Below are 26,945 nucleotides of genomic sequence, written 5' to 3' on the forward strand. Positions count from 1 at the left end.
AAGCCAGCCGCATCGGTGTTGCATCCGGACGGCTGGCTATTCGTCATGCGTTTGGCGCTTGTTATTTGCCCGTGTTCCAGCGGTCGTAGGCGCCTTGATACAGCTCGGCGATCCGGTCGCTGCCCATTTGCTTCACCTGCGCGACATACTTATCCCAGTTCGCGAGCGGCTCTTGTCCCGTGACGAACTTGGCTTCCATCTGCAGCACGTAGGTATCCAGATCGGACAGCAAAGCGGTTGCCTCGGTCTGCTCGTCGTTGGTCAGATAGACGTTCGGGAACGGCGCTTTGCCGATCGGAGCCAGCTTCTCCTGCGTCTCCTTGTCGATCCAGTCGTCGAACTCGCTGCGCAGCCCTTTGGCCAGCTCGCCCGTATTGACGCCCGGCGTCAGAATGCCGAAGTTCGGCGTGATCGTGCCGCGATATTCTTCGCGGTCCCCGCCGCCTGGGACGGGCAGCCATTCCTTCTCATGGGTGTCCGGGTTCGTGTATTTCCAAAGCGTGTTCTCCGGTCCTTGGTTGAAGAACGTCGCGCCTTCGTAGCTATACAGGTAATCGATCCATCGCATCGTCGCTTCCGGCGCGGGGTTCTTGCTCGAGATCGCGAAGGTGCCGTTGGCCGACATGCCCGGGTGCTTGCCGTATACCGGCGTCCCTTCGATCTCGCTCTTGACCGGCGTCATGAGCGGATTGTCTCCGCTAGGCTCGCCACCCAGCGTAAAGTATGGGAAGTAGTCGTTGAACAGCGCGATCTGATTGTTCTGCCCCTTCGCCTTCTTCTGGTCGGACGTCTGCGAGAACGTCTCGTGGTCGAGCAGCTCTTCATTCCACAGCTTGTTCATGAACGTCAAGTACCCTTTGTAGCCCTCCTCCTGCGGCGAATAATGCACCTTGCCGTCTTTGTCCGCATAGATGGTCTCGTCGTACATGCCCCAGAAGCCGAAGAAGAACATGCGCAGATCGTCGAGCTTGACGGAAGTGAGCGGGATTTCGTCCGGTTTGCCGTTGCCGTTCGGATCCTCCGTCTTGACGCGTTTCAGGTAGGCGTACAAATCATCGGTCGTCTGCGGCAGTTGGGTGACGTTCAGCGCCTTGAGGAACTTCCCGTTATACCACATCGGGCTGCGATACCAGACGGCCGAGAGATCGACGAAAGGAAGCGCATACATATGGCCGTCCGGCGTCGTGAACGACTTGCGCACGTCCGGGTTCTCGTCGAACAGCTTTTTGATGTTCGGGGCATAACCTTCGTCGATATATTTCTCAAGCGGAATGAGACCGCCTTGCGTCCCATAAGTAACCTGCTCGGCAGGCGTCAGGTCGGCCGCATAGAAGACGTCGGGCAGGTCGCCGCTGGCGAACACGAGGTTCTTCTTCGAGGCGAAGCTATCGATCGGCGCCAGCTGATAGTTGAACTTGATGCCGCTCTTCTTCTCCATCTCTTGCAGGACGAGCATGCTGTTCCAATCCGCGACCCCTGCATCTTGCGACATCATCGTCAGCGTGATCGGCTTATCCACGATCGGGAAGCCTTCTTTGTTGACCCCTTTCGCATCCGCCTCGCCCGCCGAATCGGACGTGCCTGCAGAATTGGACGTACCTGCCGAATCTGGCGCGTTCGACGTACCGGAGCCGGCCTTGTTCCCTGTCTCGTTGGACGAGCTGCAAGCCGCGAGCACGGATGCGGTCAGGGTCACGCAGAGCAGGACGAATGAAGCTTTGCGAAGCTGTTTCATACGAATCTCCCCCTAGTCATTGATTTATGGCAACGATCAGCCCTTAATAGAACCAATCATAACACCCTGTACGAAGTAACGCTGAAGGAATGGATAGATCAAGATGACGGGCAGCGTCGCGACGATAATGACCGCATAGCGGACGAGCGCCGCGATCTCCGCCTTCGTGTTCATGGCGGCCGCCGTGGAAGCGTCGATCGCCCCTCCGCCTTGGGCGCCCATCTCTTGAAGCACGAGAATTTGGCGCAGCACGAGCTGCAGCGGATATTTGGCGGCATCGTTCAGGTAGATGAGCGCCGAGAAGTAGCTGTTCCAGTTGCCGACGCCGTAGAACAGCGCCATGACGGCGATGATCGGCATCGACAGCGGCAGCACGATCCGGAGGAACAGCTTCATATTGGAAGCTCCATCGATCACGGCAGCCTCTTGCAGCTCTCTTGGAATGGAGCTCTGGAAGAAGGTCCGCGAGACGATGATGTTCCAGATCGAAGCGGCGGAAGGAATCACGATCGCCCACATCGTATTGATCATGCCCAGCTGCTTCACGAGCAGGTAGGTCGGTACGAGACCGCCGCCGAAGAACATCGTCACCATGAACATCCCCGTGAAGAAGTGACGCCCGACGAAATCCTTCCGGCTAAGCGCGTATGCCGCTGGGAGCGTGACGAGCAAGTTAATGGCCGTGCCGACTATGGTGTAGATCAGCGTGTTGGTATAACCCACCCATATATTCGAATTGGCGAAAACCCTTTTGTACCCATCGAACGTGATGTCCCTTGGCCACAGCCACATGTCGCCGGAAGCGACCAGCTTCGGATTGCTGATCGAGGCGCTCACCATATACACGACCGGATAGAACACGATCAAGAAGGCGATGAGCACGTATAGGGTATTGCAAAGCAGAAAGAGCTTATCTCGTTTGGTTTCTCTAACGCCGGACAGCATGCGCGTCCCTCCTCCTTACCACAGGCTGTTCTCGCTCGTTCTGCGAACGATCTGGTTGACGACGACGAGCAGAATCGCGTTGATGACCGAGTTGAACAAGCCGATTGCCGTCGAGAAGCTGTACTGGGCATCGACCAGGCCCGATCGGTACACATACGTCGAGATGACGTCCGAGCTGCTCATGTTGAGCGGGTTTTGCAGCAGCAGGATTTTCTCGAACCCGACACCGAACAAGCTGCCCATGTTCAGAATGAGCAGGATCGTCATCGTCGGAAGCAGCGTCGGAATGTTGATATGACGCACGCGCTGGAATCGAGAGGCGCCGTCGATGATCGCAGCTTCATGCAATCCGGGATCGACGCCGGCCAGCGCCGCGAGATAGATGATCGTCCCCCATCCTGCGCTCTGCCACACGCCCGACAGCACATACATCGTCTTGAACCATTTCGGATCGGTCAATAGATCGGGCGCCGCGAACCCAAGCCATTCGATCATCCGGACGAGGATGCCCGTCGAGGGCGACAGGAACGAGATGATCATCCCGGCCATGACGACGACGGAGATGAAGTGCGGCGCGTACGTTACCGTCTGGGCGAGCTTCTTGAAGAAGCCGTTCCGCACTTCGTTGAAGGCGAGCGCCAGGATGATCGGGATCGGGAACCCGACGGCCAGCTCGTACAAGCTGATGCTCAGCGTATTCCAGATCAAATCCCAGAAGTAATACGAATGGAAGAACCGGACGAAATGATCGAAGCCGACCCACGGACTTCCGAATATCCCCTTCGTCGGGATGTAGCTCTTAAACGCAATCTGGATGCCGTACATCGGGCCGTACGAGAAAATGAGAAAGTAGAAAAACGCAGGGGCGATAAACAAATACAGCTCCCAGTTGCGTACGATCTTCCTCCCGATCCCCTTCCTTCTCTTCGCCGGACTCGATAAGGCGACGCTGCTTGCGGCCGCATTCGTATTCGGCATCGGATCACTCCTTTCTTCTGTTGGTCATGAACTCAAGATTGCCGTGTAAACTTGTCTGACGTTTACATTTATAACATTAGCCGACCGCGTTCGACCGGTAAATATGTCATTTTCGATACGTTATGAAACCGCTTAACTCCACGTGGTTAGCGTGATATACGCGTTAAAATGACAATCGCAACGTGTGTTATTTTTGCGCCGTACAGGCAACGGCATGCTCGATGGGCAAAAATGACAACGTAAGGTATGCGACAGTTTATGCGTTATCAATAGTAGGTTAAAGCGAATTATATGTCAGGTATGCGGTTGTGAATTTGACATATGCGACGATAGGCCTCTTGTGGATCCGAAGATGCATTCCATGAAAACAGCGACCGTTGAAACTGCAGCAAGGTTTGACCGCTGGCGTGTGACCGAGCACCGCGTACCGCGATGGCAACGCGCGCCGGATGGCGTTTCTCGGTGCGGACAAGCATGAAGAAGACCGGGGACGATGCCCCGGTCTTCTGTCCGCGCCTCAACTTCGTCTTCGTTCGCGGCCGATTCAATCTGGTAGCGCATGCGGTAGACGGTTGCGCTCTATTGCTTCTCGATCGCCGCTTGATAGATCTCGATATACTTCGCGAGATTGAGTCCGTCGAAGCCTTTGACGTAAGCATCCCAATCCTTCTCGATGTCTTTGTCGCCGATGATGAACTGCGCCATGTTGGACATGACATAATCTTTGATCGATGTCGTCAGCTGCGCCGCCGCATCCGAATCCTCCGGGCGAATATAAGCAGTGGATGGATAGATTTCTTTCGGCGCGTACGGGGCGAACGTGCTTGTCGCCTCGGCCAGTCGTTTCTCGTACCCTTTGCCACTCAGCGGGTCCTGGTTCGTCGCGAACAAATCGCGGAATTCCTTGGACAGATCCTTCGGCCCGAGCAGCGACCAGCTGTCGTTGCGCACGACGTTCTCGTCCTGCGGCTGCAGGTTCTCGAACGTGTATTTGGCGGGCTGGCCGCCGACGTTCTTCTCATCGGCGCCCGCTTTGTTCCAGCCGACGCCTTCGAGCGGACCGTACTCGCTGTACAGCGCCCCTTCCTCGGAGAACGCATAGTCGGCGATTTGTATGGCTGCGATCTGCTGCGCAACGCTTGCTTTGTTCGTGATCGCGAAGGCGAATTCGCCCAGACCGAGGGAGGTGCCGGCCAGCTGGACGCCGCTCGGCCCCTTGAGCGGCGGCACGATGACCCAATGCTTCTGACGCTCGTTGTTGTCGTCGTACGTATCGACCAGGTAGCTAAGCAGCGCGGTCGTTATCGACCCGACGATCTCGGCGCCCTCGCGTTTGCCGAGCTGGCCGACCGCCTGGTCGTTCTGCGTGAACGAAGCCGGATCGATCAGCCCTTCCGCATACAGCTTGTGCATGTACGCCAAGCCATCCTTCCATGCCGGCTTGTTGGCGGCGAAATCGACCTTGCCATCCGCCATCGTCAAATATTTGCTGTTATCGTTGTAGATGAAGGCGTTCATCAGATAGGCGTCGATATTCCCGTTCCAGACATATTTGTCCGGCGCGCCCGTCAGCGGAATTTCGTCGGCCTTGCCGTTGCCGTTCGGGTCCTGCGTCTTGAACGCCTTCAGCGCCGCATACAATTCATCCGTCGTCGTCGGCACGGCCAGCCCCAGCTTATCGAGCCATTCCTTGTTGATCCAATACTTCTGGGCATGCGTACAGTGATAGCATTCGTTCAGGCGCGGAATGCCGTATATATTGCCGTCCGGAGCGACCATCGCTTCCTTGAAGTACGGCTTCTTCTCCATCATGGCTTTAATGTTCGGCGCATGCTTTTCAATCAGGTCGTTCAGCGGAATAAGCACGCCCTGCTTGCCATAAGTAACCAGATCGGCGTTCGAGAATTTGCCCTCGAGGAATACTTCCGGATAATCGCCGCTCGCCAGCAGCAGCTGCCTGCGGTCGACCAAGGCGTCCGCCGGCGCCAAATCCCATTTGAGGCTGACCTTGAATTTCTCCTCGACGAGCTTCGTATAGTCATTGTCCTCCAGCGGCGCTTTCCCCTGCGGCGCGAAGAAGGTCAGCTTCACCGGACCCGCTTCGGCAGGTTCGGTCGCCGCCTCGCCCGTCGGCGCCCCGCCTTCCCCTTGATTCCCGCCCTTCTCTTCATTTCCACTAGAACAAGCCGCAAGCAGCATGCTCATGATCGTAATGATCGTGAACAACGAACTCCAACGTGTTTTCACCCGGACCCCTCCTCAATGTGTTCACCCCGGAATTGCTTAGACCAACTAACTTCGTTGCCGATATTCGGCAACCTAGAGCATGGCGGGCATCCCCCCTTTCCAGAGCGAGAAGGCTGCTTGCAAGTTGACTTTAGTAGCGAACGGGCGTGCGGAGAAAGGGAGATGAATTGAAGAAGCGCAGCGTTCGCCTTTGTGAACGAATCCCAACCCCTATTTCAATCTAATCAAAGGGATTCATGAACAACAGCGATCGGAAATCATCTCACTTGCGGAGCAATTTACCCGTTTGGTTCTAAAGAATAATAAAGCTAGCCTTTGAGCGACCCTATCATGACGCCTTTCACGAAATGCTTCTGCACGAACGGATACAAAATAAGCACCGGGACGCACGCGACGACGATCAGCGCGTACTTGAGCACCTGCTCGAAGCCTTGGTCGCGAAGCCGAGTCGCCGTGTTGGCGAGCATCTCCGGATCGGCCGCGTTCAGAATAAGCACGTTGCGCAGCACATACTGCAGCGGGAAGAGCGACTCCGAGCGCAAATAAATGAGAGCGTCGAAATAAGCGTTCCAGTGGCCGACCGCATACATGAGCGTCATGACGGCGAGAATCGGCTTGGAGAGCGGAAGCACGATGCTGACTAAGTAACGCGTATCGCGGCAGCCGTCCATTTTGGCTGCCTCCTGCAGCTCCAGCGGAATCGATGTCTGGAAGAACGTCCGGGCGATAATGACCTGGAACACCGACAGCGCGCCAGGCAGCCAGAGCGCCCACCTCGTGTCGAGCATGTGCAGCTCCTTGACGAGCAGGTACGTCGGGATGAGACCGCCATCGAAGAACATGGTGATGATCATGAGCACCATGACGACGTGACGCGCGCCGAATCCTCGTTGCGATAACGGGAACGCGAGGAGTACCGTGAACGCGACATTGATGAGCGTGCCGATGACGGTGTACACGATGCTGTTGTAATAGCCGAGCATAAGCTGCGAGCTATTGAAGATGGAGGCGTACGCCTTGAACGACAGCTCGACCGGCAGCAGCCACACTTGTCCGGAGACGACCGCCTTCGGCGAGCTGAGCGAGGAGCTGAAGATGTACAGCAGCGGATAGAGCACGGTGAGCATAAGCGCGGTGAGCAGCACGTAGATAACGAGCAGCAGGATGCGGTCGCCCAGCGGTTCTCGAATGCGGTTGCGATTAAACATCGTCCTCCTCTCCTTCTACCATAGACTCGTCTGCGAGACGCGGCGCGCGATGAAATTAACGGTCAGCAGCAGGATGAGATTGATGACCGAGTTGAAGAGGCCGACCGCCGAAGAGAAGCTGAAGTTGGCGCCCAGCAGACCGACTTTGTACACGTAGGTCGAGATGACTTCGGACGCGCTGACATTGAGCGGGTTTTGCATCAGATAGATTTTCTCGAAGCCGACGCCCATCACGCTGCCAAGACTTAAGATCAGCATGATGACCGTGACCGGCACGAGCGCCGGGAGATCGATATGGATGATTTTCTGCAAGCGGGACGCCCCGTCCATGCGCGCCGCTTCATAGAGCGACGGATCGACCCCGGCGAGCGCGGCGATGTAGATGATCGACGCATAGCCCATCTCCTGCCAGACGCCGGACCAGACGTAGATCGATTTGAAATATTCGGGGATGCCCATGAAGTTGGTCGACGGAAGTCCGAAGAACCCGAGCAGCCGCTCCACGACGCCGACGTGCGGGGTCAGCATGAGAATGATGATGGACACCATGACGACGGTCGAGATGAAATGCGGCGCGTACGTCACCATCTGGACCGATCGTTTGAAGAGCCCCGTCCGCACTTCATTGAGCGCCAAGGCGAGCAGAATCGGGACGGGAAATCCGGCGAGCAGCGAGTAGAAGCTGATGCCGATCGTATTCTGGATGAGCAGCCAGAAGTTCGGCGAATGGAAGAACGTCTCGAAATGTTTGAAGCCGACCCATTCGCTGCCCCAGATCCCTTTGACGACGTTGAAATCTTTGAAAGCAATCTGCACGCCGAACATCGGGATGTATTTGAAGACGAGCAGATAGAGCACGGGCAGCAGCACGAGCGCGTACAACTCCCAGCTCCTTCGGAAATTAATCCAGACTTTCTCCATAGGCAGATCCCCTTTATCCAAGCTAAATTGGTTTTCCCTTGCTCCCTTGCGCCGAACCGCAGCGGCCCGGCTCTATAACGATTTCGTAAATTCATCCTAGCTCGCCGGCCGCAGCGCCATCAATTTGTAAGATTCGTCCGCTATGTAATTTTCGCCAGCCCTTGAACAACGCCGTTCTGACGCTCCTGCCTGTCCAACTCCGCCTAATTCCTTGAACTTCGCGTAATTCGCAACGAAAAAAAAATCCTCAAGCGTCGGCGGGAATCTCCGGCCGTGCTTAAGGATTGGTGGCTTAAACCGTATGGATCGCGGCAGACTGTCTGCGGTAATCGCTCGGCGAGACGCCGACGTTGTTTTTGAACGCCCGGTTAAAGGAATTGTAGTTGAAGTACCCGACGTCCTGGCTGATCTGCTGAAGCGGCGTCTCCGTCTCCAGCAACCAGCGCTTGGCGTTCTGAATGCGCAGTCCGATCAGAAAGTCGACGAAGTTCTCGCCGAATTCTTCCTTGAACAGCTTGCTGATGCTCTTGGCGTTAAGCGCGAATTGATCGCTCAGCATGTCGAGGGACAGCTCCGGATTCGCATAGTTCGCTTCGATGAAGCTGCGAATCTCCATAATGACGCCGCGGCTGCGATGCGAATCCCGAAGCAGCCGCATCGATGCCGCCCCCGATTCGTACGTCCGCCTGCACGCCTCTTCCAGCTCATCGACCGTCTCCCACTGCTTCTCGATTTCGAGCAGCCCGCTCTCCGTCTCCAGCCAGACGTTCCGATATTCCTTGGACAACTCCCGGAAGGCGCGATCGAGCTCATGCCGCTGAAAGTGAAGGAGACTCTCGAGCTCCTTGCGGGAGCAGACCGACTCCCGAATCTGCCGGAACAACTGGCCGAGATGCCGGCTCCAGCATGGATCCGATGACCGAAAGGCCAGCGCGAACGCCTGAATCGTCGCATAAAATTCGGTCATGCCCGCCTGCGATCGCCCTGCCGCCTCCGCCTGAATCGCCCGTCCCGTACCCAGCACTGCTTTGTACGAAAGCAATTGACCGGCGGTCTTATACGCGGTGCGGATCTCTTCCAAGGATTCTGCTTCGCCGTCATGGCCGATTGTCACGGTAAAGCTCAGGTTCTGATTCACCCACTCCGCGACCGATTCCGCGATCAAGCGCTGCATTCCCTTGATGCACCGATCCTTGGGCACCCATAGAATGGCCGAGAGTCGACGTTCCGACATCCATTCCGCCCAGAACGCCGCCTGATGCTGCTGCGCCATCTCCTGCATAATGCTGGCAAGCAGAAACTTATAGATCGACTGGTCCTGACGCGTATTGGCTACGAAGAAAGCGCCGTAGCGGTCGATCTCCATGACGAGAACGCAAGCCTTCGCACCCTCGGTATCCAAGTGATGCGCGGCGAGCTCCGCGATCCATTCTTTCTCCGGGATCAAAGCGTCGCCTTCCAGCGCCTCTTGGAAGCGCTGCCTTCGACGCATGATCGCATGCTCCGAATTCTGCCGCTGCACCTTCCGCGTCTCGTCCATGAGCTGCGTCAGCGCGCTGTGGATAAAGCCGATCTCGCCTCGGGCTTTGCGACCGGCCCCAGCCTGCTCGCCGGATTGAACGAGCGAACTCGTCTGAATGAGCGATACGATTTGCTCGATTGGCCGATAATTCCGCTTGGTAACGTATACGACCCAGAGAATGCCGAGCAGCACCGCGACGCATGCCATCGTGAACCAGATGCCGTAGACGTCCATTGTGAGCCGGAGCAATCCCTTCTCGATGGAACCGCTCTCGACCTGCCATCCCGTATAGGGCGAGATATAACGCGACAACCTTTCCCTCGTCCGGCTATCGCCGGTGGCTCCGAACAATTCGCGGCCTGTTCCGTCGGTGATCCGGACATAGCTCGATTCGGCGTTGTACATGTTCGCGAGCGACTGTCCGAGTTTCGCCAAGCTAACGTTCACGACATAATAGCCTTTCGCCTTGCTCGCATAGTAGGGAACGGATTGGACGAGCGTAATGACGCGCGCGCCTTCGACATCGGGATAGGCCTGGTACATTCGTCCGCCCGTCCATTTGGAAGACGCTTCTTGACGCGAGTAACGCTCGATTAGCGGCTTGTCCGGGAATTCGTCCAGCTTGCCTGAACCGTCTCCGAGGACGAATCCGTCCGCCAGCCGCACGAAATACGCGGACTCGATCAACGGATAGGCGAGTTTCAAATCATCCATCACGTTGATCGCCTGAATGTTATCGTAGACGCCGGCTTTGTTGACATCGAAGAACTTGCCCACGACCGGCTTGGTCAGAATGTCGTTGATCACTTGATAGCTGACGGATTTCAGCGAGCCATCCACATAGGAGACGGCTTGCTGGGCCAGGAACGCATTAGCCTTGATCGCGTCTTTGCGGGTCTGCTCGTTCAACGTCTGGAAGAACACGACGAACAAGATCGTCGTCACGACGAAAAACACGGGGAGGTAGGATAGAAGCAGTTTGCGAAACCAAATTTTAGGCATACGACGCCTCCCTTTGCACGCTCTCGCATCATGATCTGGCCGACGAACGAAGGATGCCGCGAAGTTCTATCCGGATGTCAAACGAAACACGTGCGCGATCGGCGTTTTCCCTGTTCTCTCCCCAAGGGGCAGCTTCACGAGAAGTCCGTCCTCCGTACGCGTGAAGTCGAGCTTGCCCTCCTGTCCGACCAATCCCACCGTTGTAACCGGCCCTGTATAAGGGAGCGGCACATAATCCGGCACCGGCGTATCCTCGCTTGGGTACAAATACGAACCGTATACCGTATCGCCTTTGCGGGTAAAAGCACAGGATTGGGTAAAATACGGCTCGCAAATTCGCGTTCCGTATACCGATTCACCGAAGCGGCTCATCCAGCTCCCGAGTTCCTTCATCCGCTGCAGCGCTTCCGCGGGCAAACGTCCGTCCGGCTGCGGTCCGACATTGAGCGCCAGATTGCCGCCTTTGGCTACGACCTCTAGTAGAATATGTACCAGCTGGCGGGCTGATTTATACCGTTCGCCGTACCCGAACGAGAACGAGCTGCCCATTGTGATGCAGCTTTCCCACGGCACATGCAGCGGACGATCGGGAATCGTTTGTTCCGGCGTCACGTAATTCTCGTATAGCCCGCCTACCGTACGGTCGGCTGACAGCAGCCATGGCTGGATCTCGCGCGCGCGTCCGATCACCTCGCCCAGCCGGATGTCTTGTTCGCGCCGTTCAGCATTGACCCAGCCGGCATCCAACCACAGCACGTCGATACGGCCGTAACGGGTCATCAACTCCATGATCTGCTCGTGCGTGAATTGCACGAAGCGCTCCCACAGCCAGGGATACGCCTTCGGATCGTACGAAGGCCCGCGCCACATATGATTGCCGCGCTCCATGCCCGGCGCCCAGTAATAAGGCGTATGCCAATCCGCTTTGGAGAAGTATGCCGCGATGGCAAGCCCCTGGTTCCGGAACGCGTCGAACAGGTTCTTGCACACATCGGCATAGCGATGCGCGTGAAATGGCGTCGCCGGACCGGTTATTCGGTAGTCCGTCGTATGCGTATCCCACATACAGAAGCCGTCATGATGCTTCGTCGTGAAGATCAAGTACTTGAATCCGCCTTCAGCTGCGGCCTTCGCCCAGGCATCCGGCTGGAAGCGGATCGGGTTGAACGTCTTGTTTAGGTCGAAATACTGCCGCTTGAAAGTCTCCATGTCGTCCGTCCAGTCGATATCGTTACGCGACCAATCGCCGTCCTCATCGCTCAGCGCCCAGGATTCGACCAGTCCGAGCTGCGAGTATGGCCCCCAATGCATCATGAGCGCCAGCTTCTGATCCTGGAACCATTCCAGCCGCTCCAACAGCAGCGGATCTTCCGGTTTCACCCAATCCGTTTCGCTGCTGAAATTATGGACGCCTTGCGCGACTTCGTGCGAAGGGTGCTGCTCTTCTTGCGCTGTCGTTTGTTCCGTGATCGTCTTACTCATTGCTATTCCTCCTTGACCGTTATCGCCGGTTAACGAATTTCGCAGACAGTTCGTATAGCGCGGTTATGCTCTTCATGAGCATAACGAGCGCCTCTGTCCTGCTCAATGTGTGATTTTCCGCGACTACACATTTTTCCCTGAGCAAGCCTTACTCCTCCATACATCATGCGGAATCAGCGTTTCGGCGCAATATGTTAAAATTGATATCGCTTGCGACCAGGCTCGTATTTTTTGACTAATCTGTTCAAAACGCGTCATTCCCCATCCTGCCCCCACAAGAAAAAGCAGCCTCCGTGATGGAGACTGCTCTGACAAGCCGTGTAATGAACGCTCGGGATGCGAGCCGAGATATCGCTTAGAAGATCGATACTGACCGGTATGCTTACAGCGCGCCGACTACTTTATGCGGGACGTACAGCTCTTCGAGCGACGCGATTTCTTCAGGCGTTAACGTCACTTCAAGCGCCGAGACCGCCTCTTCGATATGGACGTTCTTCGTTGCGCCGATGATCGGCGCGGTAACGGGTTCCTTCTGCAGCAGCCAAGCAAGCGAGACTTGGGCGCGCGTAACGCCGCGCTGCTTAGCGATGGCGGTCACACGGTCGGCGATGACGCGGTCGATATCTGCCGTCGCATCGTATTTCATTTTCTGCGCAGGGTCCGTCTCGGAGCGCGGCGTGCTGACCGACCAGTCGCGCGCCAATCGGCCAGACGCGAGCGGGCTATACGGAATGACGGCGATCTTCTCCTCCTTGCATAGCGGCATCATCTCCCGCTCCTCCTCGCGATAGATGAGGTTGAGGTGATTTTGCATCGCGACGAACCGGGTCCATCCATGCCGTTCCGCGACGTGCAGCGCCTTCTGGAACTGCCACGCGTACATGGCCGACGCGCCGATGTACCGGGCTTTGCCGGATTTCACGACGTCGTGCAGCGCCTCCATCGTCTCTTCGATCGGCGTCCCGTAATCCCAGCGGTGAATTTGGTACAGATCCACGTAATCCGTCCCAAGCCGCTTGAGGCTGTTATCGATTTCGGTCATGATTGCTTTGCGGGACAGCCCCGCGCCATTGGGCCCCGGGTTCATTCGGAAGAACACCTTAGTCGCGATGACGACCTCGTCGCGGTTCGCGTAATCCTTGAGCGCGCGTCCGACGATCTCCTCGCTGACGCCGGTCGAATAAATATTCGCCGTATCGAAGAAGTTGATCCCCAGATCCAGCGCCTTCTTAATCAAAGGACGGCTGTTCTCTTCATCGAGCAGCCACGGATGATTCCAGCGCTCGACGTCGCCGAAGCTCATGCAGCCCAGGCATATCCGGGAGACGTCCAGACCGGTGTTGCCGAGTTTTATGTATTCCATGGATCTTTTCCCCGCTTTCCGAGTGAAATGTAGTCGCTATTCGTTCGCGATGATGGCGATGCCTTGCACACGCTAGTATTATCGCACCTGGAGTGAACTCCAAGTCAAGCGATTTAGATATGATTTCCCGGAGCTTCACTCCAACCAAGTTATACAACTGCTTCGAATACGTCTTCAAGAACGTATGCTCAGCTATACCAATCTAACATCAGATCGGTATACAGTTCGTTAATCTTCCGGTAATCGGTTGTCTTCGGCAGCACGGTCGTCTCCTTAGCCGCGCGCAGCTCCGCTTCAAGCGCTGCGACCATCTCGAAAACTTCGTCCCACGTATAGTGTCCCTGCCGGATGCGAAGCAGCTCTTCCCGGTCCTTCTCGCGGAACACGTTCAGCTGGCCCGTGGCTAACACTTCGATCGCCATCTTCATCAAGCGGACGAGATGCATCGCATGTTTCTCGAGCTTCTCCTCTGTACGCTTATTGCGCGCCCCCATCTTGTTGAAGTTCTTGCTCGCGTTCGTCAGCTCGGCCGTCATGCCGGCCAACTGCTTCAGCTCCAGGCTGTCGTAGTTGACCGTCAGATCGATCGCCGCCTTGCCTTCGTCATCGACCGTCACGCCCTGAACAAGGAAGACGCCGCCCTTATACCCCGGATAATGCAGGTCGAACGTCCGGATAATCCGCTCCAGCGTCTCGGTGAGATGCTTCACGTTGTCCTCGATCGTCGCGCGGCCAAGACCGCTCTTGATCCGCATCAGCTGCTGGCGCGCGTAACCGCCGAAACTATCGAAGCAGGCGGCGCTTAGGAACAGATCGCGATGCCTGCGAAGCTCCTCGCCTTGCTTTGTAATCTTGGTGACGAATCGTTCACTCGTGAACAGAATTTCGAGCACCGTCGGATTTTGCGTATTGGCGAGATTCATGAACTTCTTGAGCGCGTGATATTCGTGATCCGGCTCATGGGTGACGATCGTCTCGAACGCTTGCGATAGGACGTAATAATCCCGTTTCGGCAGGATGACGACAGACTTCTCGTCCACATCCGAGGTCGCTGTATTCAGCCCGTACGAGGTCGATCCCGTGATCGTGCGCAGCACCGTCTGCGGCTCGAAATAGTCCCGGAGCTCCGCCGCCGTCATCTGATCGAATTTACTCATCTTCCATTCTGCCTCCCTATGTGTACCGGGTCCAGGAACGCATGGTCTGGCCAACGTCGGCCCCATCCAGAATCATGCGGCTGATCTCCTCATTAATAAGCTGTCTGGATGAATTCCACTTCTCGTTCCTATAAAAACCGCTGGCCTGCACGTAATCCAATTCAGCTATATATTTCGACCAGATCGGATGCTCCGCCATACCGCCGTCGCGCGCGAGAGATTTCGTAAGCGGCAGCGTATTGGCATGACGGAAGCGCTCCGGCCGTTCAAGCACGGCATGCTTCAGGAACTGCCACGCCAGCTCGGGATGCGGACATTTGGTCGTGATGCCGGCCGCGCCCATATAGATCATATTGGCTTTCACCCCGTTCGGCATCTGGGGCAATCCCACAATCCGAAACTTCTCATCCAGTCCGTGTCGGATCAGATTGCCAACATACCACGCATAGCCGAAGGTGATCGCGAACCCTTCGTGCAGGTCGCCCGCTTCGGATGGTTCGCCTGGTTTGCGCGTCACTTCGTGAATGCGGAAGGCGTCAATGATTCGCTGCATGGCCGCGATGGATTCCGCGCTGTCGGCATAGCCTCTCGTCGTGGAGCCGTCTGGCGACAAGTAGCCTTTGCCGCCCCTCATAATGAATGGTTCTAAATCTTCGATATCTTGGCCGATGCCAAGCCCGAATTGCGTCGCGATACCGTTCTCGCCGCGAATCGTCAGCTTCGAAGCCAGCTCGATCATCTCTTCCCACGTCCAGTCGTCGGTAGGATAACGAAGCCCCGCTCTGTCGAACATCTCCGTATTAATGACCATGAGCGGCAGCGCGATGTCGAGAGGCAGCCCTGGCAGCGTGCCGTCTTTGCGCGCCACCCGCATGATGCCCGGCTGCAGATCATCAGCGAGTCCGGGTTCCTGCTCCACGAACGGCGTCAGATCCGCGAATAGGCCCTTCTGGTTGAACAAATACCAGCCGCCGCTATCCATAATATCCGGACATTCCGCCGACTTAAACACGCGCAGCGATTCGAAATTATCGGCGGCCTGCTCTATAACGACTTCTACGCCGGGATTGGCCAGCTCGAACGACGCCTTTGCGTCCAATAGATCCTGCATATGCTCGAATTGCGTCAAATAACGGATGATTGTTTTGGTCACGGTTCATCTCTCCTTAATATGAAGTTCAATAATGGCTTTCTCCAAATATCCGACTGCCGCCGTCTCGAATTCTTTGGCCTCCTTAAGCCAAGACGCACACGCGGTCCTTGCTTCTTCCGTCAGCAGCTCCGTCGTACGGACGAAAGGGACTTCCGCGCTCAAGGCGCCGAGCGATGCTGCGGCTTGCTCGTACGCTTCGGACGCCAGAAGCGCAAGCCGCAACGCTTCGCCGCCCAGCGGAAGACTTCGCAGGTATCGAGCGGCATGGCGCCTCGTATCCGCATACACATAGGCGAGCTGTCCCATCCCGTACCGGTTCGGATGACCGGTCGTCAGATGGCCGATCCATCGGTCGTACGCGGCAAGTCCCGAGGTATAAGACAGGTATACCGTTCCGTGACGGTAGGTACAGCCGTGGCGTGAATAGCGCACCGCTTCCCGCATTGCGAGCTCTGCGCGACTTTTGGGGTCGACCACGATCGGGTTCGTCTTTGCGCTTGTCCGCTCTACCATCCCGTCAATGCCTACGAGGAAACGAAGCGGATTGTCTGCCAGCTCATCGTAGGACAGCCGCTTCCCATCCGCTATCATTACATCGGTCAATGCGACTTCCCGCGCATCGTCGTCATAGCCGTACATAAGCGACCATTCGTGAACGAAGGGTCTAGCGGCCGACGTATCGAAGTAGAGCACCGGCTTGCCGAGGTCGATGTATTGGCGAATGAAGGGCAGCACCGCCTCTTCGATCGGCAGGACAACAGGGAACCGCTCGGCCGCCGCCAGGAGCGGAACAGGAGATGCGGCAAGCTGCCCGCAGAGTACGGTCGATTCGTAACCGAGCGATCGCAGCAACGACGTAATCTCTGTCCGCCAATCGTAAATGTAGATCCCGTCCGCGAATGTCGTCTTATCCGAAATTTTCATCCGGAACGCGAACCCCGACACCCCCATCAATTCATCCGTCTCCCGTTGGTTGCCTAGCGCCGCCAGCCAATGGCCGATCCGATCGATCAATGTCACCGCTGTTCCGGTATGCGGCGGCCAATCCGGCAGATGAAGCATTCGGCTTCGTCTCAATGGGCTCTCCTCCTTATCGGGCAGCAAAGCCAGCGAGCTGCGGATTCGTTCGTCGCGAAGCTTGCGGCGGGTGCGATGAAGGTAAGTGTATATAGAGCCGACCGACATTTGGAACAGATCGGCGATTTCCTCCGGGGACAGCTGTCGGAAGAAATACGCTTCGAAAATATTCCGTTCCTTGCGCGTCAGACAATGGAGCACCGCATGAATCGTCTCGTACAGCTCCTTGCGCATCAGCTGATGAGCCGGGTCTTGTTCAGCCCGCGCGGCGATCGAAGCCGATCGCGTCAAGTGGCCGAGGATGCTGTCGAGATTGTCCCAATCCACGCTGCCCGTATCCGGCTTCTTCCAAGACGACAGCGGCTTCTCCTTGCCATACGGACCGCCGCGCCGCATTCGCATGTTCGCCTGGTTGCGCACGATGCGATGGAACCATGGCAGGAATCGGCTTGTATCGGCCAGCGATCCGACATGCAGGAACGCGCGAATGAGCGCATCCTGCACAATGTCGTCCGCCAGATGCGGATCTCCGGTCATTCGCTCGGCCCATCCGTGCGCTTGGCCCCGATAGCGATCGATAAGCTCGCCGAATGCTTCGGTATCGCCCTGCTGCGCCCGTTCCACCAACGTAGTGTCCTGTTCTTCTGCCCGTACCGCGATAAGTTCCGTCTTCACGCGCGCCTCCCGCAGCTTGCATTTTTGGTTGCCCGACTTAGAGATGCCGGCCAGGCCAGCGATTTGAACATTTTTATAGAAAAAAATTTCATGAAGGTCTTTTCCTCGTTCGCATGCGTGAGTTGCACCTTATATATTCAATGGACGCCCAGAAGTTCCTTTTTCTGTATCTACCTCGAGATTTGATTACCATATACAGCATTATGTAAACTGAATGTCGTAAACAACAAAACAACCGCTGCATCATAGGCAACGGTTGTCGGTCTTGCCGGACAAGTACTCCCCGCACAGTCTTGATCTCACGGGGTATTGATCATGTCGCGAAGGACGCGCAGATCGGCAGACAGCAGCTCCATCACGCGGTCCAACATGTGGTATTCGTATTAAGTGAAAAAATCCGCCAAAGTGGCGGATTCTTCGGCGATGCTACTCGTAAGCTGCATCGTGATCGTGGAGGTGCCTCACACGCGCAAGACGAGTTTGCCGACCGTCTTCCCTTCCTCCAGACGCGCCAGCGCTGCGGCCGCTTCCTCCAGCGGATAGACGCCATCGATCCGGGCATGAATTTCGTTCCTGGCCAGCATGCTCAGCGCTTCCTTCGCGGCTTGCCCGGTCTCGGCTGGATTGCTGTCGCTTAGGCTGCCTAAGGTGAAGCCCGCGACCTTCCGATTGGATAACCAAATGCCGTTGAACGAATGCGGCACATCCTCTTCGCCGCTTGCATTGCCGACGACGACGAGCTCTCCGAGCGGGCGAAGCACGGCCAAGCTCTGCGCGCGCATCGCGCCACCGACCGGATCGAAGACGGCATGCACGCCGGCTCCGCCCGTTGCGCGATGCGTCTCCTCAACGAACTCAGACCGGAGGAACAATTCGTCATACCCGAAAGCTGAGGCCAGCTTCGTTTTGTCAGCGCTGCCGACGGTGCCGAGCACCTTGCCGGCGCCCAGCCTCTTCGCCACTTGTCCCAAGAATCCGCCCAATCCGCCGACTGCCGCATGAACAAGAACGTCGTCGCCTGCACGCAACCGGTAGACGTCTCTGATGGCCAGATACGCGGTCGTAAGATTGACGATAGAGGCCGCCGCCGTGGCCAAATCGAGATCTGCCCCTAATTGATCGAGCGCAACGGTAAGTTCCGGCCGAACATTCGCCACGGAGGCGTACCCGTTCATCTGATGGAGCGTCATCGCGGCGACGGGCTGACCGATGTAGAATCCTTCCACGCCTTCCCCGATGGCGCGTACATAACCCGACACTTCCAGGCCTGGCGTTAGCGGCATCGGGAAGACGGCGTTGAATTCGCCGCGGCTTAGCAGCACTTCGAAATATCCGACGCCGGCATAGGCGACGTCGATGGTAAGCATGCCCGGCACGGGCTGAAGATCCGGCACCTCGCGATAATTCAATCCTGCGGTTCCGATCGGTTGTTCGATGACAATGGCTTTCATAGTGGAGCCTCCTTGGTGGATGGGAATGAGTTGATTATAGGGTTCATCCAAGAAGGCAACCAGTTTGCGTTTATGCAGGTATCCAGACTAACAGGCTAACGCGGGGAATGCTGCATTGCCGCGAGTTTGTGCGCGGTATCGGTCCCTGCGACGGGCGTGAAGATGCAGCAGTGCAGATCCGGATTGCCGTTAATATTCGAGAACGAGTTCAATTGAAAGTGCAGCAAGCCCGCGCCTGGATGGTCCAACGTGAACAGCATCGCTTTCTTCTGTTGTACGTCGTGCAGCCGCCATTTCTGCTCGAACTCTACGCTCTTCAGGCACATCTCCCGAACGAATGCGTCGAACCAGAGATCGTCGGGCTTCTGATCATGATTCATGCGAAAGACGCCGATCGTATAGTCGCGAATCTCTTCCCGGTTCACTAATTGCTCGTTCAATCGCGGATCGGCAAAGAGAATCCGCGTCATGACGCGCTCTTGCGGAGGCATGGCGTCGAAGTCCGCGATAATCTCGGTCGCCATCCGATTGTAGGCCAACACCTCCGTCCGATGATTGGCAATGATCGACGGATAGTCCAGCTGCCCGATCAGCGCATGCAGCTCGGGATTCACATTCACCGGCTCCGGAGCGGCTTCCGCTATCCCTTCATAATTCGCGAGCCGCAGCAGATGGGCATACTCCTCGGCCGTCAATTGCAGCGCTCTGCTGACGCTGTCGATCACTTCCCGCGACACGAATGCAACCCGGCCTTGCTCCAGCCACGTGTACCAGGTGATGCTAACGCCCGCCAAGTGAGCGACCTCTTCCCTTCGCAATCCCGGCGTTCGGCGTCTGCCGAAGCGGCTGGCCATCTCGATGCGCTCCGGATTCAACCGTTCGCGTCGGGATTTCAGAAATTGCCCCAGTATTTTGTTCTTTTGATTGTCTAACGCCATTCAACCACTCCCATATTTCGACCGGATGGACGAACGCGATCGGTATTCGTTACGTTAGCGCATCCGCATTACAACGCGGCGCCGTCGATCGCACGAACCTTCGGACTTGCGATCCGCTCCAGCAGCCTGTCGCCATACACCTCTTGCAAGCCAAGTTCCGGCATATGGATATAGCCGATGTAACAATCGCACGTCTTCATCCGGCATAGCCGCTGCCGTGACAGAACGTCAAGTCCGTCGCGGTACAGATGCCCGATCACTTGACGATCCTTGTAACAGCGTTTCACCAGCCCCGGTCCCTGTACATAGAAGACGTCCAGCCCGGCTCCGCACCGATGTCCAGCGCTGTCGTAATCGCTCAAATTCGACTCAAACAACGGATCGATACCGCGCAGAAACGCCCGGTCTGACGTCGTATAATAATCCGGCTTATCCTTGTAGGCGTTCACCCACATATACAACTCGGGCGGCAGAGCCCGACGAAGCGATGCAATGGCGTCGAAAGCGCTTCGTACACCGACAGTGCCCACGCTTAGCGGCAAGCCCTGTTCGAACAGCCTTACACATTGCCGCACGAAATTCGCCTTCGTCGTCTGTCCGGGATGATAGGTTGCCCAGAACGCCGCCTTTTGGCGATCCAGCCGATCTGTCCAATCCAGCTTAGCCGACAGGTTCGTCTGAATCGCGACCTTGTCGACGTGCGGCATATGGGACAGCTCGACCATCGCTTCCCTGTACCAGCGGTGAATCAACCCTTCGCCATAAGGGTTGAAAAAAATCGACAGCCGATGACCGGCGGGCTGTTGAGCCTTCACCCAATCGACGAATGCGATCAGCTGCTCGCGATCTTTCGCCAGCGTTGCGGCGCTGTCTTTGTTCTTACTGAACGGACAGTAGGGGCAATCGTAGTTGCAGGACGACAGACTTCCCCGGTAATAGAGAACGGCTTTCATCGCATCTCGAATCCTTCCATCCGCTCCCGGATATGGGGCGAGATGAACCAATCGCCGATCGCATCCGACAACGCCAGCCCTTCTGCCGACAGTGTCAATCGTCCGGCCTCGCTGCCTGCTAATCCCGCTTCCACCAACAGATCAAGTTCGGCATAATCGTCCATCGCCGCCGAGCCGAACCGCGCGGCATAGCTCGACAGCTGAAGCCCCTCCGCATGAAGAAGCGCCTTCAGAATAAACCGCCTCCGTTGTTCCTCCAAGCTTAAGATTATGCCATAATCGGTCTTATCGTAGCGCTCGGCCTGCACATAATCGGCGATAATGCTCTCGGTCGCCTTCCGGCCGACAGCGTAACGCGACGCATAATGCACGTCGCGGGTATACGAACGGGCGCCGCAGCCGAGCCCGACCATCCCTTCCTCCTGGCAGTCGTAGGGCAGCAGCGTCTTGGCGGAGACTGCCGATATTTTGGCGAACCTGCGCATGGAATATTGCCGATAACCTGCCGCCAAGAGACGCTCCCTAGCCGCGAGGTAGCACGCCATCCGCACGTCCGTCCCGCTCTCCTGGATCTGTGATGGCTTCACGATCATGTGATCCCGCGTATACAGCGGATAGAGGAAGATCTCCTCGGGCTCGTAGACGAGCGCGCGTTCAAGCGAATAGAGCCAGGAATCGACGGTCTGACCGGGCAGGCCGTAGATCAAGTCGAGGTTGAGAATCGGGAACGCGAACGAGCGCAGCATCGTCAGCGCGCGCTCGACTTCATCCGGTTTCTGCGGCCGGTAGATCGCCGCGGCTTCCGCTTCGACGAAGCTTTGAATACCCATGCTGACACGGTCCGTATGATGGTCCCTTAGTATGGCCAGCCGCTCCGGGGTTACCGTCTCCGGCGACGTCTCGACCGATATCGAGACAAGGCTCAGATCGACGTCTAATTCATCCGTGGCGATCGCGAACAACCGTTCCAGCTCTTTCGGTTCGAGCAGCGTCGGCGTTCCTCCCCCGACCGCGAATCGGGCGAACGGGCGGCGCGTTACATAGGGCGCCAACTGCTTCGCTTGCCGGGCGAGCGCGTCCACGTAACGCTCATGCGCGTCCGCGTTCTTGTCCGGAAGCGTGAATAGATTGCAGAACCCGCAGCGCGCCCCGCAGAACGGGATATGCATATAGAGGAAGAACGTCTCCGCCGGCTCGCCCTCCCACAGCTGCTCAAGGGGAATCGGCTCGTCGAATGGACGATAAGCCGTCTTGTGCGGATAGGCATATAGATAAGAGCGGTAAGGGTCGGCAGCCAGCCACGCGCGCAGGCGGTCCGCTTCCCCATGCGCATCCGGCACGCTCGGCATCGTTCGCGGTTTCGTATTCATGGAAGGCCTCCCCTCTTAAGTGCGTTTCTTGGAGCTTGCAATCATAATATAAACTCGCGGTACGGCACGTTCCATACGACCTCGTGCGCAAGGCGGTGACCTTCATAGCCATCTTCCCCGTAGGCGGTGCCGTGATCGGAGAACGCCATGCAGAACACCGGCCGCTCGCGCTTCTTCAGCGCCGCGAACAGCCGCCCCAGCTCCCCATCGACATAACGCAGCGCTGCCCGCTGCGTCTCTACCGAATCGCGCTTCGCCCCTGGGACGAAATAGTGGTTCGGACCGTGTATGGCCGATACGTTCAGGAACAAGAACAGCCGCTCGGTCTCGGGGATGTCCGCAAGCAGCTTAAGCGCGTGATTCACCTGATGCTCGGTCGAGCGCGGGTTCGTAACCCCGAAGGTCATCCGCCAGAAACTCTGCTGGAAGTAACCGGGCAGCACCTTGGCGAGCGGCACCTTCTTCGTGAAGAAAATAACGCCCCCGATGCAAATCGTTCGGTAGCCTTCCGCTTGAAGGCCGGAGACGAGATCCGGCGTATCGAACAGCCATGTGTGCGGGTGCGTCCGCAGCCCCGTGTTGGCGGAATGGAACAGACGCACATGCTGCGTCTTGTCCGTCGTCGCCGGGGTCGGCAGGAAGCCGCCGAAGAACGCGTGATGCGCCGCATAGGTAAAGCTGCCGGGCGTATGGCGCTTCTCCCAGCCGCCGCCCTGGCATAGGTTCGGACAGTTCGCCTCCTCAAGCACGGCGGCATCGTACCGAAGCGTATCGAGCGTAATCATCACCAGATCGTGCGAACCGACGATCTGATTCATATCCAGACTGGTCAACCTTTCATCTCCTCTTGCTTCGCAAGCCTGCTAATCTCCCATTCATAGGTCCCGCAGCCTTCATGCTTGACGCGGTATAACAAATCCCCGAACGGATTGACGTCGAGTACATACGGTCTGAGCGAACCGGCGGATAACAGAACATCCACGCCCGCGACCGACGCGCCGGTGAAAGCAGCGGCCGCTCGTTCCGCGATATTCCGAACCGATTGCTCGGTCTCTAGCGTAAGTCCCATCTCGCTCAGCGTACGTCGTTCGCTGCGAAGATGCAGGTTCGTGAACGGCGTTCGGCTAATCCGTGCGATATTGTGGCACGCCTCGCCGCCGACTACAAGCTGGCGGATATCGAACGGCCGCTCGTCTATGGCTGCTTTTGCGATCCATTGCTCGACATGCGCGCCGTGACGCATCAGCCAATTGATGATCTGGCGGATGATAGCGGAGTCCGTGTAGCGCCGCGGCTTCAACGCGTTATAGTAAACCGGCGGCTTGCCGATGAACGACTCTACGCCGATCGTCGTCGTAGCCAGCTCTGCGCCCGTTACCGGATTGACCTGATAGGCGACGATGCCGCACGCCCCCGAACCTGTCGCCAGCTTGACGAAGACGCGCGGCATTCGTCTGGCCCGCATTTTCTCTCGCAGCGCCTCATAATCAGGCAGCTCCGCCGGCTCGGCTAACAGCCGAGGTACCGGCACACCTGCTGCCGTCAACAGACGATGCGTGTACCGCTTGTCGAACATGCCGGCAATGGCAGCGGGTTCGTTCACGTATCGAGCAGCCTTCCACAATGTCATCGCTTCCCGCTCGATCCTGGCTAGCAGTCGGACGTAGCCGCGATACCATTGCGACGGATGAATCAACTGCCCGGCATGCTCGCGCAATCGGCCCGACGCCTGGACGCTGAGCGGCTGCGGAACGTGGCGCGCACCTGTCGGCAGCAGCCGATCTTCTTGATCCACGGCGTCCGGGGCGCCTAAGGCGATGAGCGCTCGCTCCACCTCGAAATGTTCGCCCGGCGCGTCGATTCGGATCAGCGGCGCACGGATGTGCGCGATCGCGCTTGCTTTTATGATAAGTTCCTCAATCGACTTCCCATGCAGCAGATCCAGATAAGGGACGACGACGGCTGGCGGCAGCCCCGCCGCCTGCCTGGCTTCCTGCACGCCGCGCGTCCGCTTATTATCGGGGTTGCCGATAATGACCATAGCCTCCATCGCTATTCCGTAAGCGCCGGATAACGCCAGTCGTCCTCATCGTCCGATTCTTGCTGCTCGCTCACATCGACGTTGATTCCCGATGCCTGCCAGCGCGCGACCATCTCATCGGACATATAGTGATAGCTCAGATTGAGAAATTTCAGCTTCTTCACGCGTTCGCTCGCAATCAGCGCCTCGGCCCCCGTATCAGACAGCGTCCCCATCGACAAGTCGAGCGTGTGCAGCTGATCCAGGATCGGGGCATCCGCGACCGCGACCGCAATATCGTCCTGAATCTCGCTATCCTTTAGGCCCAGATAGGTCAGCTCCGGGAATTTGGCCGGTTCGATCAGCGGCAGTACGTCTTCCAGACCCCCGTCAAATCCGTAGTTATCCACGCCAAGATAAAGCTCCAGCTTCTTCAGCTTCGGAAAATGACCTTGGCTGATGCTCGCCAGCACGTCCTTGCCCAGCCCGCCGCAAATAATGACCAGTTCCTCCAGCTTCTCGTGCCGGGCCGGATCCAGGGCAAGCCCCGTGCTTCCTTTGATCGTCAGCGACGTCAGTTCGGGATACGCCTCAAGCAGAGGACCCAGGTTCGACTGGTTGATCCAGGATACCTCGCACTCCTCGAACGTCATGTCGCCGATGAATAGCTTGCGTAAGGACGGGAATTCCCCTCGCAGACGGACGAGCGTCTCGACGACCGGACTCGAATCGTTCTCGTACGAGCCGCCCCAATCGCCGATGATCAAGCTCGTTAACGATTTGCTATCCGGGCTTGCCGCCAGTTTCTCGAGCAAATCTTCCAGCTTCTCGCCGCTCTCATATTGATCGTAATCGATCGACAGTTTTACCTCGGACATGTCCCTACCTCCGTCATTTGGATGAATGAATGTCTGTCATTATCACTAGATACCGAAGTTCCAAATTTAACCTATCATTTGCGGTAGTACCCGTCAATCGCCCCTCGAGATGAATGGCGGGAAAGAGGGGGCTTCCCCCATTACCTTCGCCGAATGAAGTGCCGCCGCATCGCTTGCAGGCTTTTGTTCATCTGGCGGCTTCGCGTTGTCGGATACTCCGGATGCCGATAGGGTGAGCTAACTCGTAGCCAAGTTAGACGGCAGCTTCACGGCCATCAGTTTACCACCGGACCTCACGTAGAGCATGCCGCCAGACTTCAACGTCGGCTCGAAGTTCCTTCCGCTTGTTTTGACGCTGAATATTGGTTTTAATGCTGCGTAGTCATAGGCTAATAGCGAACCGTCTGCCAGTCCCAAGTACAAGCCATTCCCATATAGATCGGTCTGGATGACATTAATGCCGTATGGTGTTCGAACGAACCCGCCGTTGACGGTTTTGAGCATGCCGATGGCATGATCCTGATCGTGCTGATAAAGCAATCGTCCTTGATGCACCTTGTACAGGGGAACATACTGGGTCGGATCCGGGGCTTTCCATTGCTTGACCGGCTTCTCGCCTTGCTCGTACGCCGGAAAGTTGTATTGCGCGACGACGTCATCTTGAAAGATGTAGATCGCGGTCCCGTCGATCAACGCCGATCCGCCAGAACCGCCGAAACGGTGATCGGCGGCGGAATCGGGCTGCACGTTCCACGTAAAAACCCGCCCATCTCGCCTTTTGCCTGTTTGCAATTCGATTTCGTCGATTTGCAGACTTTTGCTGGTCGGGTCGTTGTCGCCGATCATGAACCAGTCCATCGTGACGTAAACAAGTCCGTCTCGAACTTCGAGCAGAAGACCGACGTCCGAATATCTCCACAAAAGCTTGCCCGTCCGCTTATCATAAGCATTGACCTGATTCGACGAGTGCGCGCCTTCCACGTAATACATGCGCAGGACGATCTCTTCTGTCTCCCTCACCTCTGGATAGCCCGAAAGATAAAATTCCTCCCGCTTCTCAGCCACCTTCCATCGCAGCTTGCCGGTTGCCCTCTCTAACGCATACAATACGCGATCCTTCGTGACATAGACGGTATCGCCCGTCACGGTGATTCGTTCCGCTCCCTTCGCCCCGATCGCCGACACCCACTTTCGAGTACCTCCTGACGTTATTGCATAAATGGAACCTTCCGCAGTAAGGCCATAGACGGTACCTTGATCATACGCTAGCAGCGGCTTCAACGACTTACCGTACGTCCACAATCGCTTGCCGCTCGCGCCGTCGTAAGCGGCAAGCTGGCCGCTGCCGATCAGCGCGAACACGCGTCCTTCCTCGGCAATCGCGACCGTGCGCGCCCACCCCGTCTCGCTGAATACCGCAAGCGGAATGCTCCATGCCGTTTTCGCCTGCGTGACCGACTGTCCGATTCCGATTGAGGTAGACCGCGATAGAATCGGTTGCTCCGCCGACACGGACGAAGTTGTCGCAGCCAGCGCTGTGCCCAATATAAATAGCGCCGACCCCATGGTTACGACTCTGATTAACGATCGTTGCTTCAGTCTCCGCATCTCGCACCCTCCATTCCTCATAATCGGATGTGCCGCCCAGCCCCTAGACGCAATCCCCTTCACTCAGACGTCAGATGCGCCCAAAAGTTGCAATATGTGGGAGTAACCCGGGCCACTTGTCACATGCTTCACTGAATGTCGTGTTCTTGTTCTGGCCCGACATCAAGACAGCAAAAAACCGGCACTCACGAGCTTCTGCCCAAGTGCCGGCTGTTCATGTCCATATGTAATCTCGTTCAATCTACGTCCGTTATGAGTACGC

At 57.0% G+C, this 26,945-nt stretch carries 20 protein-coding genes; all 20 read right to left on the minus strand.

Annotated elements, in window-relative coordinates:
- Positions 1–61: 61 nt before the first annotated feature.
- A complete protein-coding gene (locus ACFFSY_RS19150; protein WP_377496983.1) occupies positions 62–1,735 on the minus strand; it encodes an extracellular solute-binding protein in 1,674 nt (557 codons plus the stop codon).
- Positions 1,736–1,771: 36 nt separating this feature from the next.
- Positions 1,772–2,680: a carbohydrate ABC transporter permease gene (locus ACFFSY_RS19155; protein ID WP_377496985.1), complete on the minus strand. Its 909-nt coding sequence runs from the start codon at positions 2,678–2,680 to the stop codon at positions 1,772–1,774.
- A gap of 15 nt (positions 2,681–2,695) precedes the next feature.
- Entirely contained in the window at positions 2,696–3,658 is a 963-nt protein-coding gene (locus ACFFSY_RS19160; RefSeq protein ID WP_377496986.1) for an ABC transporter permease, read from the minus strand.
- Positions 3,659–4,237: 579 nt separating this feature from the next.
- Positions 4,238–5,905, minus strand: coding sequence for a type 2 periplasmic-binding domain-containing protein (locus tag ACFFSY_RS19165; RefSeq protein ID WP_377496988.1), 1,668 nt, complete (start codon positions 5,903–5,905; stop codon positions 4,238–4,240).
- A gap of 308 nt (positions 5,906–6,213) precedes the next feature.
- A complete protein-coding gene (locus tag ACFFSY_RS19170; protein WP_377496990.1) occupies positions 6,214–7,113 on the minus strand; it encodes a carbohydrate ABC transporter permease in 900 nt (299 codons plus the stop codon).
- Positions 7,114–7,128: 15 nt separating this feature from the next.
- The gene (locus ACFFSY_RS19175) at positions 7,129–8,034 is read right to left on the minus strand and encodes an ABC transporter permease (protein WP_377496991.1); all 906 of its coding nucleotides are present in this window, start codon (positions 8,032–8,034) and stop codon (positions 7,129–7,131) included.
- Between the two features lie 292 nt (positions 8,035–8,326).
- Positions 8,327–10,558, minus strand: coding sequence for an AraC family transcriptional regulator (locus ACFFSY_RS19180; RefSeq protein WP_377496993.1), 2,232 nt, complete (start codon positions 10,556–10,558; stop codon positions 8,327–8,329).
- A gap of 66 nt (positions 10,559–10,624) precedes the next feature.
- On the minus strand, positions 10,625–12,040 hold the full coding sequence (locus ACFFSY_RS19185; protein ID WP_377496995.1) for an alpha-L-fucosidase: 1,416 nt from the start codon (positions 12,038–12,040) through the stop codon (positions 10,625–10,627).
- A 382-nt stretch (positions 12,041–12,422) separates the two neighbouring features.
- Positions 12,423–13,403, minus strand: coding sequence for an aldo/keto reductase (locus ACFFSY_RS19190; RefSeq protein ID WP_377496997.1), 981 nt, complete (start codon positions 13,401–13,403; stop codon positions 12,423–12,425).
- Positions 13,404–13,591: 188 nt separating this feature from the next.
- Positions 13,592–14,560 carry a DNA polymerase beta superfamily protein gene (locus ACFFSY_RS19195; RefSeq protein ID WP_377496999.1) on the minus strand — a complete coding sequence of 323 codons (969 nt, stop codon included), beginning with the start codon at positions 14,558–14,560 and terminating at the stop codon, positions 13,592–13,594.
- A gap of 16 nt (positions 14,561–14,576) precedes the next feature.
- A complete protein-coding gene (locus tag ACFFSY_RS19200) occupies positions 14,577–15,713 on the minus strand; it encodes an extracellular solute-binding protein (RefSeq protein WP_377497001.1) in 1,137 nt (378 codons plus the stop codon).
- 3 nt (positions 15,714–15,716) lie between these two features.
- Positions 15,717–17,465, minus strand: coding sequence for an RNA polymerase sigma factor (locus ACFFSY_RS19205; protein WP_377497003.1), 1,749 nt, complete (start codon positions 17,463–17,465; stop codon positions 15,717–15,719).
- A gap of 461 nt (positions 17,466–17,926) precedes the next feature.
- Positions 17,927–18,916, minus strand: coding sequence for a quinone oxidoreductase family protein (locus ACFFSY_RS19210; protein WP_377497005.1), 990 nt, complete (start codon positions 18,914–18,916; stop codon positions 17,927–17,929).
- A gap of 95 nt (positions 18,917–19,011) precedes the next feature.
- On the minus strand, positions 19,012–19,854 hold the full coding sequence (locus tag ACFFSY_RS19215) for a helix-turn-helix transcriptional regulator (protein ID WP_377497007.1): 843 nt from the start codon (positions 19,852–19,854) through the stop codon (positions 19,012–19,014).
- A 68-nt stretch (positions 19,855–19,922) separates the two neighbouring features.
- The gene (locus tag ACFFSY_RS19220; protein WP_377497009.1) at positions 19,923–20,807 is read right to left on the minus strand and encodes an STM4011 family radical SAM protein; all 885 of its coding nucleotides are present in this window, start codon (positions 20,805–20,807) and stop codon (positions 19,923–19,925) included.
- The gene (locus ACFFSY_RS19225) at positions 20,804–22,177 is read right to left on the minus strand and encodes an STM4012 family radical SAM protein (protein WP_377497011.1); all 1,374 of its coding nucleotides are present in this window, start codon (positions 22,175–22,177) and stop codon (positions 20,804–20,806) included. The genes ACFFSY_RS19220 and ACFFSY_RS19225 overlap by 4 nt, the downstream gene beginning before the upstream one ends.
- A gap of 41 nt (positions 22,178–22,218) precedes the next feature.
- A complete protein-coding gene (locus ACFFSY_RS19230; RefSeq protein ID WP_377497842.1) occupies positions 22,219–22,995 on the minus strand; it encodes an STM4013/SEN3800 family hydrolase in 777 nt (258 codons plus the stop codon).
- An 11-nt stretch (positions 22,996–23,006) separates the two neighbouring features.
- The gene (locus tag ACFFSY_RS19235) at positions 23,007–24,218 is read right to left on the minus strand and encodes an STM4014 family protein (protein ID WP_377497013.1); all 1,212 of its coding nucleotides are present in this window, start codon (positions 24,216–24,218) and stop codon (positions 23,007–23,009) included.
- Positions 24,219–24,229: 11 nt separating this feature from the next.
- Positions 24,230–25,075, minus strand: a complete 846-nt coding sequence (locus ACFFSY_RS19240) for an STM4015 family protein (RefSeq protein WP_377497015.1) — start codon at positions 25,073–25,075, stop codon at positions 24,230–24,232.
- 237 nt (positions 25,076–25,312) lie between these two features.
- Positions 25,313–26,683: an outer membrane protein assembly factor BamB family protein gene (locus ACFFSY_RS19245; protein ID WP_377497016.1), complete on the minus strand. Its 1,371-nt coding sequence runs from the start codon at positions 26,681–26,683 to the stop codon at positions 25,313–25,315.
- Between the last annotated feature and the right edge of the window lie 262 nt (positions 26,684–26,945).

Origin of the sequence: Paenibacillus aurantiacus (assembly GCF_042431225.1) — a bacterium.
Taxonomy (GTDB): Bacteria; Bacillota; Bacilli; order Paenibacillales; family Paenibacillaceae; genus Paenibacillus_Z; species Paenibacillus_Z aurantiacus.